The 15,108-nt window shown below is 60.7% G+C and carries 15 protein-coding genes; 9 read left to right on the top strand and 6 right to left on the bottom strand.

Annotation, left to right across the window (positions count from 1 at the left end; genetic code table 11):
* Positions 1–154: 154 nt before the first annotated feature.
* The 5 genes from BLW03_RS13190 to BLW03_RS13165 all read left to right on the top strand — a co-directional run bounded on the left by BLW03_RS13190 (position 155) and on the right by BLW03_RS13165 (position 4,903).
* A complete protein-coding gene (locus tag BLW03_RS13190) occupies positions 155–865 on the top strand; it encodes an RNA polymerase sigma factor (protein ID WP_083350524.1) in 711 nt (236 codons plus the stop codon).
* Positions 866–867: 2 nt separating this feature from the next.
* Complete coding sequence (locus tag BLW03_RS13185; RefSeq protein ID WP_074654497.1) at positions 868–1,251, top strand: hypothetical protein; 384 nt, start codon at positions 868–870, stop codon at positions 1,249–1,251.
* Positions 1,251–1,796 (top strand): zinc ribbon domain-containing protein, encoded by a 546-nt coding sequence (locus BLW03_RS13180; RefSeq protein WP_074654496.1) that lies wholly within the window; start codon positions 1,251–1,253, stop codon positions 1,794–1,796. The genes BLW03_RS13185 and BLW03_RS13180 overlap by 1 nt, the downstream gene beginning before the upstream one ends.
* A gap of 489 nt (positions 1,797–2,285) precedes the next feature.
* Positions 2,286–4,370, top strand: coding sequence for a M13 family metallopeptidase (locus BLW03_RS13170; RefSeq protein WP_074654494.1), 2,085 nt, complete (start codon positions 2,286–2,288; stop codon positions 4,368–4,370).
* Positions 4,371–4,507: 137 nt separating this feature from the next.
* Positions 4,508–4,903: a hypothetical protein gene (locus BLW03_RS13165; protein ID WP_074656005.1), complete on the top strand. Its 396-nt coding sequence runs from the start codon at positions 4,508–4,510 to the stop codon at positions 4,901–4,903.
* An 84-nt stretch (positions 4,904–4,987) separates the two neighbouring features.
* Here BLW03_RS13165 and BLW03_RS13160 read toward each other — a convergent pair whose 3' ends face one another.
* The 4 genes from BLW03_RS13160 to BLW03_RS13145 all read right to left on the bottom strand — a co-directional run bounded on the left by BLW03_RS13160 (position 4,988) and on the right by BLW03_RS13145 (position 8,094).
* Positions 4,988–5,431 carry a DMT family transporter gene (locus BLW03_RS13160; RefSeq protein ID WP_074654493.1) on the bottom strand — a complete coding sequence of 148 codons (444 nt, stop codon included), beginning with the start codon at positions 5,429–5,431 and terminating at the stop codon, positions 4,988–4,990.
* Positions 5,432–5,494: 63 nt separating this feature from the next.
* On the bottom strand, positions 5,495–6,172 hold the full coding sequence (locus BLW03_RS13155; protein WP_244502077.1) for a YdeI/OmpD-associated family protein: 678 nt from the start codon (positions 6,170–6,172) through the stop codon (positions 5,495–5,497).
* 165 nt (positions 6,173–6,337) lie between these two features.
* Positions 6,338–7,132 (bottom strand): SDR family NAD(P)-dependent oxidoreductase, encoded by a 795-nt coding sequence (locus tag BLW03_RS13150; protein WP_074654492.1) that lies wholly within the window; start codon positions 7,130–7,132, stop codon positions 6,338–6,340.
* A 119-nt stretch (positions 7,133–7,251) separates the two neighbouring features.
* Positions 7,252–8,094: an alpha/beta fold hydrolase gene (locus BLW03_RS13145; protein ID WP_074654491.1), complete on the bottom strand. Its 843-nt coding sequence runs from the start codon at positions 8,092–8,094 to the stop codon at positions 7,252–7,254.
* A 229-nt stretch (positions 8,095–8,323) separates the two neighbouring features.
* Here BLW03_RS13145 and BLW03_RS13140 point away from each other — a divergent pair, with 229 nt between their 5' ends.
* The 3 genes from BLW03_RS13140 to BLW03_RS13130 are packed head-to-tail and all read left to right on the top strand — an operon-like array spanning position 8,324 to position 10,809.
* Complete coding sequence (locus BLW03_RS13140) at positions 8,324–9,106, top strand: tetratricopeptide repeat protein (protein ID WP_074654490.1); 783 nt, start codon at positions 8,324–8,326, stop codon at positions 9,104–9,106.
* A gap of 48 nt (positions 9,107–9,154) precedes the next feature.
* The gene (locus BLW03_RS13135) at positions 9,155–9,529 is read left to right on the top strand and encodes a RidA family protein (protein ID WP_074654489.1); all 375 of its coding nucleotides are present in this window, start codon (positions 9,155–9,157) and stop codon (positions 9,527–9,529) included.
* Positions 9,530–9,558: 29 nt separating this feature from the next.
* On the top strand, positions 9,559–10,809 hold the full coding sequence (locus tag BLW03_RS13130; protein ID WP_074654488.1) for an aminotransferase class V-fold PLP-dependent enzyme: 1,251 nt from the start codon (positions 9,559–9,561) through the stop codon (positions 10,807–10,809).
* Between the two features lie 2 nt (positions 10,810–10,811).
* Here BLW03_RS13130 and BLW03_RS13125 read toward each other — a convergent pair whose 3' ends face one another.
* On the bottom strand, positions 10,812–11,645 hold the full coding sequence (locus BLW03_RS13125) for a class I SAM-dependent methyltransferase (RefSeq protein WP_074654487.1): 834 nt from the start codon (positions 11,643–11,645) through the stop codon (positions 10,812–10,814).
* Between the two features lie 198 nt (positions 11,646–11,843).
* On the opposite strand from BLW03_RS13125, the gene BLW03_RS13120 reads away from it, so the two are divergent.
* The gene (locus tag BLW03_RS13120) at positions 11,844–12,647 is read left to right on the top strand and encodes a bestrophin-like domain (protein WP_083350521.1); all 804 of its coding nucleotides are present in this window, start codon (positions 11,844–11,846) and stop codon (positions 12,645–12,647) included.
* Positions 12,648–12,709: 62 nt separating this feature from the next.
* On the opposite strand, the gene BLW03_RS13115 is transcribed toward BLW03_RS13120, so the two are convergent.
* Positions 12,710–14,857 carry a radical SAM protein gene (locus tag BLW03_RS13115; RefSeq protein WP_074654485.1) on the bottom strand — a complete coding sequence of 716 codons (2,148 nt, stop codon included), beginning with the start codon at positions 14,855–14,857 and terminating at the stop codon, positions 12,710–12,712.
* Positions 14,858–15,108 lie beyond the last annotated feature (251 nt).

Raw genomic sequence — 15,108 nt, 5'->3', positions numbered from 1 at the left:
CTAGACCGCTCCGAAAGGCGCGAGCGCAATGCGCTGAAATCGTTCGCCACTCTTCAAGTCTACTTGTTACAAATCGTTACCCACAGCGGTCGGAAGCCAATCCTATAATCGCGCCAGCGTCCCCCTGCGCAGTTGATTCCCCGAGGCGAAACCCATGCTGGAAGAAAAATCTTTCGCTGTCCGCGTCTTTCCCACAAAATATCGCGTCAACAAGGGCGTGCAGACCCTGCCCATGACGGCGGCAATGATCGAGGCCAATGAGGCCGAGAACGCCGACATTGCACGCGGGTTGAAGCAGCAGGACCCGGAGCTGCTGGATCGCCTGATCGATACCTATCAACATCGCCTGATGCGCTACCTGACCTTCCTGACCGGCAAACGCGAGGTTGCGGAAGACCTGTTCCAGGAGACATGGATGCGTGTGCTGATGCGTGGCGGCCAGTACAACGGCAAGGCCCGGTTCGATACATGGCTGTTTACGATCGCCCGCAATTTGGTGATTGACCTGTCACGTAAGCGTACGATGGCTTCCCTGGATGAACTGCAGGACCCCACAAAGGACGAGCGTCCTTTTGAGATTGCCATCGATGGCCCTTCGCCTTTTGAGCAGTTCTGCTCCCGCGAGGATGCCGCGGAAGTTTCTGCCGTACTTCTGGAATTGCACGCCAGCTATCGAGAGGTGCTGGTGCTACGCTTCCACGAGGAGATGGCGCTGGAGGAGATTGCAGCCGTCACACGGGCGCCCCTGTCGACCGTGAAATCCCGTCTCTACCGTGGTCTGGCTGCGCTGAAGCCGCAGCTTGAGAAACTGCGCGGCGAGCGTAACCAGGTGCGGCGGCAAGTCGTGAGCGGAGGGTTTTGTTGAGCATGGCGATTACAGACGACCAGCACGGGGCTCGACCGGTGTTCGATGCACGTGCTGCGATTGTGAATCGCACCCGCCGCGTCGTGCGAGCACGTGCGGCCGCCATGCAGGCACGTAAGCGTACCGTTCAGGATCTGATCGTCCCCTTTGCGATCTGCTCCACCATCCTGCTGCTGATCGCGAGCGCTGTGTGGTCGCTGGGCGATGAGAGTCTGGCAGAGTTTGAAGGCGGACTGGGCAAGCGCGTTCTTGAGTTCGGCGGCGACGCCGGCAGCTCCATCAGCATCGTGCTCGTGTGGTTCCTGCCACTTTCCGTGATTACAGCGGCCATCGTCATGCTGCGTCGCAGCCGCAGCCACGACCGCAACGACGAGGTACCGCGCTAATGGCCTGGGGAATCGATCCGCCATCGCGTCCGGATGTTGAGGACGAGGGCAACGAGCTGAAGATGATCCCGCTGTGGTCGGTGATCCTGTCGCTCGTCGTCTTTGCGGGCATCCAGGTTCTCAGCTTCTGGGGCCGTCAGAACTCCATGCCACATCGCGGGAACCCCGTGATGCATGTGGTGGGCAGCTATAGCTGGGGAGCTGCGCTGGCGAGCTACGTGCTGCTGATCGGTTACATCAGTCGTGATGTGAAACGTCGCAACATGAGCGCCGGCATCTGGATGCTGATTGTCCTGGTGATGCCCGGCGGCATCGGGGCAATCGTCTACTTCATGCTGCGGCAACCGATGATGACCCGCTGCCCGTCCTGCCGGACGGAGGTCGCCAGCGGTTTTCACTTCTGCCCACAGTGCCAGTTCCAGATGAAGCCAGTGTGCGGCCAGTGCTTCCGCGGCGTCCACATCACGGACGTGTACTGCGTCCAGTGCGGCCACGATCTGACGCGGGATGAGATGCCCGCTCGGCTACGTTCGCATAGCGACTAGCGTTCCTGACGCGATAGCGCGTGATCCCAGCCGGCATAACGAATATCCAGAATCGTCACAGCGTCCTCTCCAACGCTAAAGAGCAGTGCTACCCGGCCGCGAACTGATAATTCGAAGATAGGGACGGAGTTCTTTCCTGACCGAACCTCGAAGCGGCGCATCGCCTGGCGTATCGCACGCCGTCCTGATTCTTGGCGAGCATTCGGTCTGCACGTTGTGTGATGGATTCGCCATCGACAAGGCGGCTCTCGACCAGTTCGCTGCCGACCGGAATCCGCCAGCGTCCACGCGGTCCTGGATGTCCTGCAAGATCTCCGCAGGCTGCGTGATCGTCAATGTACCGGTCTGGGGCACATCGCACCCCGCCGGCAGCAGTTTCGCGCCGCCAGCATCGCCCTGACAGGAAACATTCCGCTTGCACTGCCCCCTGCATCCTGCGTAGTTGATACAACAGATCCAACGGAAAAGCTTTCCCGGGGGTTGTCCAACATGCGTTCTCTACTGCAGGCTCTATCGGCCGTCGCCTTAGTCTCTTCCGCCCTGTCGATCGGGGCGCAGACCCCTGCGGCAGGCTCGCCCACGGCTGTTGCCGCGACCATCCAGGTGCCGCTGGAGAAGCTTCCCTACTCGCCCGTGCTGAATGTGAACAACCTCGACCGCAGTGTCGACCCTTGCACGGACTTTTATAAGTTCAGCTGCGGTGGTTGGATCAAGAACAATCCGATCCCGGCGGACCAGTCGTCCTGGAGCGTCTACGGCAAGCTGGCCTACGACAACCAGCAGTTTCTGTGGGGCATTCTGCGCGACGCCGCTGCCATGAAGGATCGCGATGCGACGCAGCAAAAGATCGGCGACTATTTTGCCGCGTGCATCGATGAAGCCGCCATCGACCGTCGCGGGGACGCGCCCATCCGTCCTGTGCTGGCGCGGATCGCTGCCTACAGGTCTCGCGAGGCATTGCTGCGCGATCTGCCCGCCTTCGCTGCCGATGTCGATGGATCCTTCTTCTTCAATGCAGGATCGACGCAGGATCCTGACGACTCCGACAAGGTCATCGCCGAACAGTCTGCGGGAGGGCTGGGGCTGCCGGATCGCGACTACTACCTGAAGACCGACGCGAAGAGCATCGAGATCCGCCAGAAGTACGTCGCATATATCGCGCAACTGTTCGTCATGGCAGGTGAGCCCGCAGCCTCGGCGAAGGCCGATGCGGATGCTGTTCTGAAACTTGAGACAGCCCTGGCGACGGCAGCGCTGTCGCGCGTGGACCTTCGCGATCCGTACAAGACCTTCCACAAGCTGACACTCGCGGACCTGCAGAAGCAGATTCCTGCGATGGATTGGACCGAGTTCTTCCGCCACTCTGGCGCGCCCGCGTTCACGACCATGAACATTCAGCAGCCCGCTCTGAATGCCGCCGTTCAGACCGTGTTGACCACGACACCGCTGCCCGCCCTGCAGGCCTACGAGCGCTTCCACGCGCTGACGGAAGCCGCGCCCGCGATGAGCAAGCCCTGGCAGGATGCGCAGTTTGAGTTCTTCAGCCATACGCTGCGCGGCACACCGACACTGGCTCCCAAGTGGCGCCGCTGCACGCGCCAGGTGGACGCCTATCTTGGCGAAGCGCTCGGGCAGGAGTTTGTTCGCCGCACCTTCTCCGCAGATACCAAGGCGAAGACTGTCCTGATGACCAAAGAGATCGAAGACGCCATGAAGCTCGAGATCGAGCAACTGGACTGGATGAGTCCGGCCACCAAGGCGGAAGCGCTGCGGAAGCTGTCGACCATCCGCAACAAGGTGGGATATCCCGATCACTGGCGCGACTACAGCGCGCTCAAGGTGGATCGCGACGACTACTTTGGCGATTGGCATCGGGCGGTGGAGTTCGAAAGCAAGCGGCAATTCGCGAAGATCGGTAAGCCCGTGGACCGTAACGAATGGGGCATGACGCCACCGACGGTGAACGCGTACTTCGATCCGCAGATGAATGACATCAACTTTCCCGCAGGCGTCCTGCAACCGCCGCTCTACGACCCGAAGGAAGACGATGCCGTGAACTATGGCAACACGGGATCGACCATCGGGCACGAACTAACGCATGGCTTCGACGACCAGGGCCGACAGTTTGACTCGAACGGCAACCTGCGCGACTGGTGGACCAAGGACGATGCCAAGGGCTTCGAAGACCGCATCAACTGTGTGCGCGACCAGTTCGCGACCTACACGGTCGTGGATGACATTCACATCAACAGCAAGCTGACGAGCGGCGAGGATGTTGCGGACTTGGGCGGAACTCTGCTCGCCTATCTTGCGTGGCGCGACGCGACCAAGGCTGAGCGGCTGGCGCCGGTGGACGGCTTCACTCCCGACCAACGTTTCTTCCTCGGCTTTGCGCAGTGGGCCTGTGAGAACCAGCGGCCGGAACAACTGCGCGTCCATGCGGCCACCGATCCACATTCGCCAGGCGAGGCACGCATCAACGGCATCGTGACGAACCTGCCGCAGTTCGCCACCGCATTTAGCTGCCCGAAGACGGCGCCCATGGTGAAGGCAAACGTCTGCAAGGTCTGGTGATCACAGAGCGATACGGCTTCCTCAGGCAACCCAAAATCGAACACCAGAAAGGCAACAGCGCACCGCGACCTTCCCTCAAAGAAGGTGTTCTTTCCGTTGCTGCCATCGCGCAGTGTTTTCGGAAGAGGGGGAGCTCCATGAAGATCACCGCACGATTCGCCACTGTTGTTCTTAGCGCCGGTCTTTTTGTTTTGCCGGCAGTCACCCTTGCACAGGGACCACCGCCTCCGGGATACGGCCAGGGCCCGGGATATGGCCAGGGCCCAGGCTATGGTCGCGGACCGGGTGGACCGGGCGGATGGGACGCACCGCCCTCTGAGTTCACGCGTGACCTGCAGCGCAATGCGTTCCATGACGGCCTGGAGGGAGCACGACGCGACCTTGAAAATCGCCGCCGGCCGAACGTAAACAACCGGGATGAATACCGCAACTACCGTGGACCGGAGCGTCGCGCGTATCGCATGGCATTCGAACGCGGCTACCGCGCTTTCTGGGATCATTCCCGCATGGGCGGCCCCGGCGGACCTCGATAAGGTCGCCGAACCTCCGAACGTTGAATCGTCTCAGAATGAAACGACGGCCTGTCCTTTTGGGGCAGGCCGTCTTCTTTGAGGTCGCTAGAACCGCGCGACCAGCCAGACGCCACACACCATCAAGGCCCCACCCACAAGCCGCATCGGCGACGCGGTATGCTGCTTCAAACCAAGCATGCCGAAGTGATCCAGCAGAATACTCACGACGACCGATGCGGTAATGCTGACACCGGTGAAGACGCCCGATCCTAGCTTCTGTGCCAGCATCAGACCGATGACGGTGGCGATGATGGAGATCAGGCCGCCCGTCCAGGCCCACCACGACACCGTGGATACCTGCGCACCGGAAGGCAGTGGCTGACGCAGAATCGCCTGCATCAGGAGCACGCCGAGCAGGCCCGTGCCATAGACCCACACCGTCGCCCAGAGGGGCTGTCCGAGCTGTGTCTTCAAGGCCGCGTTCGAGCCGGACTGAAAGGGATTGGCGGCGCCGGCGACCAGCGCGAAAACGATGGCAAACCACTGCATGCAACGTTGGACGCGCTCCGGCGCGAGCTTGCAGTGCGTCCGACCTGCCTTATTTCGCTGGAGCTACTTCGACTGATATTCCTCGTTGAAGCGACGTCCGGCCGCCATCCGGTTGACGGCCTCGGTCATGCGGCGCTCGCGCGTCTCCTGCCGTTTGGCCGTGGTGATCCACTCCAGGTATTCCCGTTTGCAGCTCGGCGGAAACGCCTCAAAGGTAGCCGTTGCAGACTTTGATTTCGCAAGGAGCGCCGCGAACTCCGGCGGGATGGGGATCGGTGCTTTCGCCGACGTGCGGGCCCGGCCGGCAACAGGGCTTCCCGCTGTACCAGAGCGCGCCAGGTCAGCCGCGTGCCGGATGTATCCGAGTAACTTTTCACGCGGTGGCAGGTCGTCCATCGAGCTGATCCGGCCGAAGGACCCCGACGCATCCTGGCCCCTCACCCCATCTGCAGTCAGGAGCGCCGTCATCTCCGGCGACCAGAAGCCGAAGCCGCAGTGCTTTGTGAACGCCGACATCTGGCAGACGAGCACACTGTTGACCGAGAAGAACGGGCGGCTCCACTTGATCTCTTCGACGGCGTCCGGCGCGGCCTCATGCACCAGTGCGCGTAATTGCCGGAGGATGGGTTGCGCGAAGGCTGGCGCTTTGGCGATCACGGCATCGACGGCTGGATTCGTGCTGCCGATGCTGGATTTCTCTGCGGGTTTTGCCGTGGGCTTTGCGGAGGTAGAGGCAGGCATGGTGGCCGCAGTATAGCCGTCTACCGCTCGATGCCGCATTCAATTTCTGCGGGAGAACATCGAAGGATCGCCATGCGCATTTGTAACCGCGCGAGCGGAATGCAGGTCCTTCGACTGCACTCCGCTTTGCTGCGTTCCGCTCAGGATGACAAGGTGTTGAATGGCTTACTCTCGTTCGTTCGGCTTTGCCTGCTTGTCATGCATCGCGCCCTGAACCGCATCCGGAACAATGCCCATCAGCGCGCCCTCGATCTTCAGGGCGGTAGCGTGCGCATAGACATGCTCCTCGCCAGCGAGCAGCGCCTCGATGCCATCCACTGCGACATCGTAGGGCTCCGACTGCTTCTTCCCTTCTGTGCCAACCTTGGTGTTCCCCAGATGCGCGCGGTTGAAGAAGTCGGTGTCAGTCGGGCCGGGCTGCAATGCCGTGACGGTCACGCCTTCATCCTTGAGTTCATAACGCAGGGACTTCGCAAGCGACAGGACGAATGCCTTGGAGGCAGCGTAGACCGCCTCGCGTGGCGCCACCATTTCGCTGGCGACCGATGCCGTGAAAAGGATCCGACCTGCTTTGCGTGCGGCCATCTGCCGGGTGACATGCTTCGCAAAATGAACGGTCGAAGCGCAGTTGAGCTGCACGATATCCAACTCCTGATCCAGGGATGATTCCGTGGCAAACAGACCACCTTCGCCGATGCCAGCATTGATGCAGGCGATATCCAGCGGACGGCCGGTCTCTTTCACGTAATTCCAGACGCGGTCCACCTCCTCCCGCTTGCGTGCGTCCGCCTTCACGGCGAAGACGTTGGCACCCAGCGCGCGAAAGTCGGCCTCTGCCTCGTCCAGTCGTTGACTCTCCGCTGTGATGATCAGGTCGTAGCCGCGTTCGGCCAGCACCTTTGCGAGGTTGTAACCAATACCAGCCGATGCGCCGGTAACGAATGCCAATGGATTTGCCATAGTGCTCTCCTGCGGACGCTCCGTCCGCGAATCATTCCACTAAGTCCGATGCCGCGGGCTAAGGGAATCCACCCCTCACCGGCCCGCGGCATCTCGCGACAACATGTTGGATCGTTAACTTAGAGCGCAGCCGTTGCTGCGGGCCGCGCGAGGAACGCAAGCAGATCATCATTGAGCTTCTGCGGCACGGTGGCGGTCAGGCCATGCGGCTGGCCGTCGTATTCCAGCAGTTCGCCGTTGGCGAGCAGCTTGATGGCGCGGCGGGCACTGTTCTCGATCGGAACGGTCTTGTCGCTTGTGCCGTGGATGACAAGCGTTGGCACCGTGATCTTTGTCAGGTCGTCGCGAAAGTCAGTCTCGCTCCACGTGCGCACGAGCTTCACGGTTGCGAGCGGCGAACCCGTCAGCGCCATGCCCTGCGAGAACTCCAGGAATGACTCCGACACCGGATGACTTACAAGTCCGACGCCATAGAACATCTTGCCGAAGGCCTTCAGAAAGTCGGGCCTGTCCTGCTCCAGCTTCTCGACGATCCCGTCGAAAATTTCCTTTGGCAGACCATCCGGATTGTCATCGGTCTTCAGCAGGTAGGGCGTCACTGCGCTGATGAGGACCGCCTTGCTGACGCGTGCACTGCCGTACGTTGCGAGGTAGCGCGCCACCTCGCCACCGCCCATGGAGAAGCCGACCAACGTAGCGCCCTTCAGATCGAGCGCCTGCATCAGGTCATTCAAATCCGAGGCGAGCGTGTTGTAGTCATAACCGGATCCGGCCCAGTCGCTGCGGCCAAACCCGCGGCGGTCATACGCGATGACACGATAGCCGTTATCCGCCAGCACGCGCGCCTGCGCCTCCCAACTGGCGGAGCTGAGGGGCCATCCATGAATCAGCACGACCGGGGCACCGGTGCCCCAGTCGTAGTAGTAGATCGCGGTCTTGTCCTTCGTCTGCAGATAAGGCATCTTCTGTCTCCTCGGCACAGTTGGATGCGAACGGAAACGATCCGCGGCAGCGCTGGAGTGCGCCACGCAGCCTCTGCGAACAGCTGATTTCCATGTCGCCACGAGCGACTTTTATCTCCCCATCCTGTCACCCTCGGGAGCCTTGTTTCGCTCTGCAAACAGTACTTGCGAAGTTCGCATGCACCGGCGCACTATATCTGTCCTGAGCCCCAGTTGTATGGGAGGCGTTATGGTATCCCCACTCCGAACGACCCTGATCACGCTAGCACTCCTTCTCCCGGTAAACCTGTTTTCTCAACAAGCCACGGGCACGCAGCCTGTCGCCGCCCCGGCACCCACGCCTGCCGCAGCCTCAGAGCCCGCGCTCTCGCTGCCGCCGAGCGAAGGCATTGGCGACGTGATGATGGCGCGAGGTCGCTATCTTGCCGCGATCCGAGTCTTTGAGCAACTGCCGCCGACTGCACCGATCCTTAACAAGACCGGCATCGCCTGCGAACACATGCTGATGTTCGACCGCGCGCGGAGCAGCTTCGAAGCCGCACTGAAGATCAACCCCGGCTACGCCGAGGCCTATAACAACATGGGCACACTCTTCCATAGCCTGGGCGACCTGGGCCGCGCGGAAAAGATGTACAAGAAGGCATTGAAGCTAAAGCCGCACGCGGCCAACACCCTGCAGAATCTGGGTGCGCTGTACTACACGCAACGCAAGTACAAGAAGGGTGATGCGGCCTACAAGGAAGCCCTTGCCATTGACCCGCAGATCCTGGAGCACAGCGCTCACACCGGCATTCAGACCACGTCAAAGGCCGATGCCGCGAGCGAGCTGCACTATCACATGGCCATGACCTACGCGCAGGCGGGCAGCCGCGCCATGGCGCTGGACTATCTGCGCAAGGCTATCGGTGAAGGCTTCAACGATCGCAACCGGCTGCTGCATGACAAGGAGTTCGCCGACCTGCGAACGACCGACGTCTTCCTAAAGATGGTCGACGACCTGAAGAAGAACTAAGCGCCTCCGCTACACTCAAGGGCATTCTCGCATTTCAAGGAGTGCCCTGTGAGCCGCGAGTACTTCGCACGCAATCCGCAGTATCCCTTTGCCGACGCCGTTCTGATCGACGGCAAGACCCTTTACATCTCCGGCCGCATTGGCTTCGTGCCGGGAACAACGACCATTCCCGACACCATGGAAGAGGAAGCGCATGCCGTACTGCGCGACCTGCAGGGCGTGCTTGCCATGGCAGGGATGACGATGGATGATCTCGTCTCGTTACAGGTGTTCAGCTCTGACGTGTCGTTGTGGGAATCCTTCAACGCGATCTATCGCACGTACTTTACCGGTCCCCTGCCACCCCGCGCCTTTCTTGGCTCGGGCACGCTGCTGTTTGGTGCGCGGTTTGAGTTGATGGGCATCGCGGTGAAGGATAATTAACCTCACTACCCAAATAACCTGTGAGGCACATGCTCTCGAGACGATCGCTCATAAAGAACAGTGGTGCCGCGATAGTTGCAGCAAAGTCGCTTCTTTCCGCTCCGATCGCAAGCGCGGAGGGCGCGACAACATTGCCTGTTCGCGATGCCTTCGTGACACCGCAGTTCGAGGTGTGTCTGAACAACGCGCGCTGGCATCCGCTAAGCAACAGTGCACGCAAAGCGACGGAATCCTATCTGGACTACAAGGCGCGCGGTGTCTTTAACCAGACCAGCCTGACGAGCCCCACATCGATCGCAGTACGTCAGGGCTTCGCTTCGCTCATCAACGCGCATGCCGATGAAGTTGCCTTTGTGAACAGCACCACGGCGGGTGAGAACCTGGTGGTTGCCGCACTTGGACTCACGCGTCCCGCGACCTCCGGGCCGCAGCCTAACATCGTGACAGATGCCATGCACTTCGAGGGCTCGCTGTATCTCTACAGCGAACTGAGGAAGCGCGGCGTGGACGTTCGCATCGTGAAGCCGCGCGGATGGGTGATCGACAGGGCTGACATCGAACGTGCGGTCGACAAGAACACGCGACTGATAGCCGTCTCGCAGGTGTCATGGATCAACGGCTTCACTCATGATGCGAAGTGGCTTGCCGACCTTGCGCATGCGCATGGTGCGAAGCTGTTCCTGGATGCCGTACAGGCGGCAGGCTGTATGCCCATCGATGTCCGCGCGAGTGGCGTCGACTTCCTTGCATCGGCAAGTTACAAGTGGCTGATGGGCGACTTCGGACTCGGCTTTCTGTATGCGCGCGCGGACGTGCTGCCGACGCTGGAACGCACGCAGTGGAGCTTCCGGCAGTTTAGCGAGATGCAGTATCACGCACTGCCGGGAGACCCGCCCGGGCCGTACCCTGCCACGTTCGATCAACTGCAGACGGCCGCAGGCTTCTTCGAACTGGGAACGTATGCGAATGCGGTGCTGGCAACGCTGAGTGATTCCCTGCCGTGGATCCAGCGCATGGGCGTTGCCAACATCCAGGCACACGCACACACCCTGAACACCACGCTGCGCCGAGAGATGCCGCGACTGGGCTATGAGTGCATCACGCCGGAGGATGCGGGTGCGTCCATCCTCAGCTTCCGTGTGGCGGATGCAGCAAAGACGGCTGCAAAGCTGAAGGCCGCAAACGTCGATGTCTCGCTGAACCCGGGACGCATGCGGGTCTCACCCTCTGTGTACAACCACGAGGGCGATATCCAGGCACTGCTGTCGGCGCTGGCGTAGGCCTATCGCTTCCGGGCGGTGACCAGCAGATAGGTGTTGGGAACAACCGTTGCATGGTCCGGATCGGCTGCGGTGTTCGCGGAAGTCCATAGATCCACAAGGTCCGCCTCGAGCGCGGACTTGCCGGCGTCATCCAACCGCGCGAAGGCCATCTTGGTCGGACCAAAGTATGTGCGGAAGGTTTCGACCGCGCCCGCAACGTTTGTATCCATCTCGAAGTTCAGCGGGATCAGTTCGGTCTGGATATCGTCGAAGCCGGCGCTAAGACGCTCGCGCGCCTTCTCTGGATCGCCCCACTGTACGGGCGGTGGAACACCCGGTGGCGGCGGTACATGCTTCGCGCCGGTGCGGAACATTCTGCCAGTGAAGCTCTCGGGATTCCAGTTGGCCATCGCCAACAGGCCACCTGGTTTCAGCACTCGGGCCAATTCTGCCGCGACGCGCTCCGGTCGTGGCGCAAACATTGCTCCGAACATTGTGGTCACTGCGTCGAAGCTGGCATCGGGATATGGCATCGCCTCTGCATCTCCCTCATCGAACTGGATCGTCAGGCCTGCCTCCGCGGCACGTGCGCGCGCCTGTTCCAGCAGGTTTGGCGCAATGTCCACGCCGGCGACGATGCAGCCGGAACGAGCCAGCGGCAGCGCTACATTACCTGTGCCCGTGGCCACATCCAGCACATGCTGTCCCGGCGGTATGGCGAGCCGGCGCACCAGTTCCTGCGCACTGCCTTCGATCGTCTTCGCAATCACCCCGAAGTCGCCGGCCATCCACGTGGCGCGCATGGCCTGCTTGATCTGATCCATCGGGGGTGCTGCCTGCGGTGGTGTGCTCATGGCGTTCCTCTCCCTCTGTTCGTATTCGCACCCAAAGTACGCCTTGCCCTGCGGAAGGTCACGTCAAATATGCGCGGCAAGTGATGAACGCGAGAGAAGGAATGCCGGCCGACCGGCTGCGGTACACCTCCTTTGTTCTGCATCGCATCTGCCTAACGACGGACACCACATGGAACCGCGTTCGCATCTTCCCCCTGAATGAGTCTTTTTCAAATGACGCTTTACTGGATTTACAGCATTCCCAACTGGCTTTTTGGAGTTCTTTGCACAGTTGCCTTTGTTCTTTTCGGCGTCCTCGGCACTTACCTGTCACGCGACTTTGTGAAGCGCGTGCATCGCGAGGATCACTCGCACAATGACATCGTCGGTTACTTTCTCGCGGCGATCACTGTCTTCTACGGCGTGACGCTGGGCCTGGTCGCCATTGGCACATGGAACAACTACTCCGCCATTCAGGACAAGGTCGACCACGAGGCGCAAAACGTTGCGTCGCTCTACCGCGATGTCAGCAGCTATCCCGAGCCGGTTCGTTCCGAGCTTCGTCAGGATTTGAAGGACTATGTTCTTGAAGTCATCGACCATAGCTGGCCGCAGCAGCGCAGGGGACTTGTGCCGAGTGGGTCCGGCGTCTTTATCGATCACCTGCAGGAGCACATGCTGCAGTATTCGCCGCAGACGTCTGGCCAGCAGGTCATCTATCAGGAGAGTTATCACCAGTTCAACGAACTGGTCGAAAGCCGCCGCGCGCGGCTGGACAGCGTGACGACCTCACTGCCGCGCTCCATGTGGTGGATGGTCATCCTCGGCGCGCTTGTCTCGATTACGACGACCATGTTCTTTGACCTGCGCAGCTTCAGCATGCACGTCTGGATGACGGCATTGATGAGCGGCCTGCTGGGTCTGATGATCTTCCTGATCGCGACACTGGACAATCCCTTCCGCGGCAAGGTGAGCGTAAGCCCGGTGGCGCTGGAGCGCGTGTATTCCCAGTTGATCAAGTGATGATGAGCAACAGGAAGGCCGCCCTTTCGGGCGGCCTTTGCACTGCTTGATGCGGGGAATAACTAGTCGCCTGCGACGAGCTCGTCCTTGTTGATCATGTTGACGACTTCGACGTTCGAAGCTGCCGGAGCGGGCGCTGCTGGCTTGATGCCGCCGAGTCCACCGATCTCGCCGATGGCGACGAAGCCGCCGGGGGTCTCGGGTTCCTTCAGGATTTCCTTGCGGTAGAGCTTCGCCATGCGGGCGTTCTCTGCATCCTGCTTCAGCTTCGCGTCGCGTGCGCGGATCTTCTCTTCGCGCGCATTCTTGGCGATACCGCTCTTGTCGAAGGTGTCGTTTGCAGCCGAGTTGACGTGCGCCTCGTTCAGAACCAGGTCGTACTTCTCCTGTTTCTCGATCGAAACCTTCTTGCCACCGGCGAAGATCTCGTGACGGCCGTGCTCCTCGTACCACTTGGTGAGGGACGACGTCATGTGCATCTTCTCGATGATGTTGCGCCAGCCAACGCCCGTGTTGTACGCGCAGAAGCTGATCTCACCTTCCTGCGTGGCGTACGGGATGATGCACTGCTCGGTGCGACGGAAGTCGTAGTTGAACAGATCCTGGAACCACATGCCGGCGATGAAGAGGAAGTTCCAACGATCCGCGCGGCGCATCTTGATGTCTTCCATGGTGCGGTCTGCAGTCACCTTGCCGTAGTTACGGCCGGTGGCGCCGAAGCACTTGTCGAACTTCAGGAGCAGATCCTTGATCTTGAAGTGGGTCGGTGCCTTGGACGGATCGTAATTGCGCAGCAGCGCAAGCGACACACCCAGGATCGAGAGGAACTTGCCGCGGGCAGCGTCGTTCACCTTCGCAACGTCCTTCGCCAGACGATCGGCGTTGAGGAATGCGGTGACGGGAACGGCTTCCTTGGTTTCCTTATCGATCATCAGGGCCATGCCGATACCGCAGTTCGGGTGGCAACCGCAGGAGAGCTGGCCCCAGTCGTGATCCGGTCCGTGAACCAGATCGGCCCAGTCGGAGAACGTCGACATGAACGAGATGGGGAACCAGTCGCGCGTGGACTCGCCGAGGCCAGTCTGCGTCTTGACGTCGTGTGCCAGGTGGCTCAGGGTGTAGCGCTGCGCCATGCGGCGCTCATCGCTGACAGCCTCATCGCGGCCCGTGAAGGAGACCGGCTGGAACGAGAGGAAGTTGATCTTCTTCGGGTTGTCGAGCGCGAACTCGATGATGCGGCCAACCTGCTCGTTGTTGATGCCGTTGATGATGCAGGTGACGGGAACGATGTCGACGCCGGCCTCGTGCAGATTGTGAATGGCCTGCAGCTTCACGTCGAACGAGTTGCCGACCTTGCGGTGGCTGTTGGCTGCGTTGCCGATGCCGTCGAACTGCAGGTAGGCGTAACGCAGACCGGCTTCTGCCGCTGCCTTTGCGAATTCCTTGCTCTTGGCGAACTCGATGCCGTTGGTCGCAGCCTGCACGGAGGTGTAACCGACCTTACGGGCGTAAGCGACAGCATCCAGGAAGTACGGGCTCAGCGTCGGCTCACCACCGGAGAACTGCACGGACATCTGGCGCTTGGGCTTGATCTGGACGGCGTTGTCCAGCATGGTCTTGATCTCGTCCCATGTCAGTTCGTGAACGAAGCCGACCTGGTTCGCGTCCATGAAGCAGGGATCGCACATCATGTTGCAACGGTTGGTCAGATCGATCGTGAGAACCGAACCGCGGCCGTGGGTAACAGTCGACGTGCCGTGGTTGTGCAGCTTCTCATCGTTGTGCGCGCGGATGTCGCGGCCGGGGAAGACTTCTTCCAGGTGCTGCATCATCGGCGGATCGATGGACATAACGTCTTCGAAGTGGCCGTGAATCGGGCAGTCCTTCACCATCAGGATCTGACCGTCGCGCTCGATGATCTGCGCCTTGATCTCGCCGACCTTCTCGTTCAGCAGGATCTCGTGGGGGAGCTTGCCGTCGATGATCTGCTGACGGATCTCGGGAACGCAACGCGGGCAAAGAGAGTCAGTGGTACGCGGCCAGCCGAGGGGCGGCTTCTCCTTCTGGTAGCTCTTGAGCAGGGGCTTGTCCGACCAGCGCGGCGTGAATGAGGCGTTTGGGCTGAACGCGTTCAGCTTTTCAAACACCGCCCAACCTGCCTTTGCGACGAGTGTGAGGGACTTTTCTGCGAGCTTCGATGCCTTGGCCATTGCTTCTCCTGAAAATGATGGTGCTGCGTACGGTGGATTCCGAACGCTTCCTATGACGAGATTAGGATGCTCCGGTGCACTGGTACGTCTCTAATCTTATCGGCGAACCCGCACAGTTACAGCGGTTTGAGCCTCCTCGAGGCTAACTGCACAGGCTCTGATTGGGCAGGGGGATTTACCGAACCGCAACATAGCGCAGCGAAGTGCGAGGACGAGCAGCGAACGGGAATCTGCGCCCTTCCTTCGAAGCA

Source organism: Terriglobus roseus (assembly GCF_900105625.1).
GTDB lineage: Bacteria > Acidobacteriota > Terriglobia > Terriglobales > Acidobacteriaceae > Terriglobus > Terriglobus roseus_B.
This window is presented reverse-complemented; position numbering and strand designations above follow the sequence as displayed.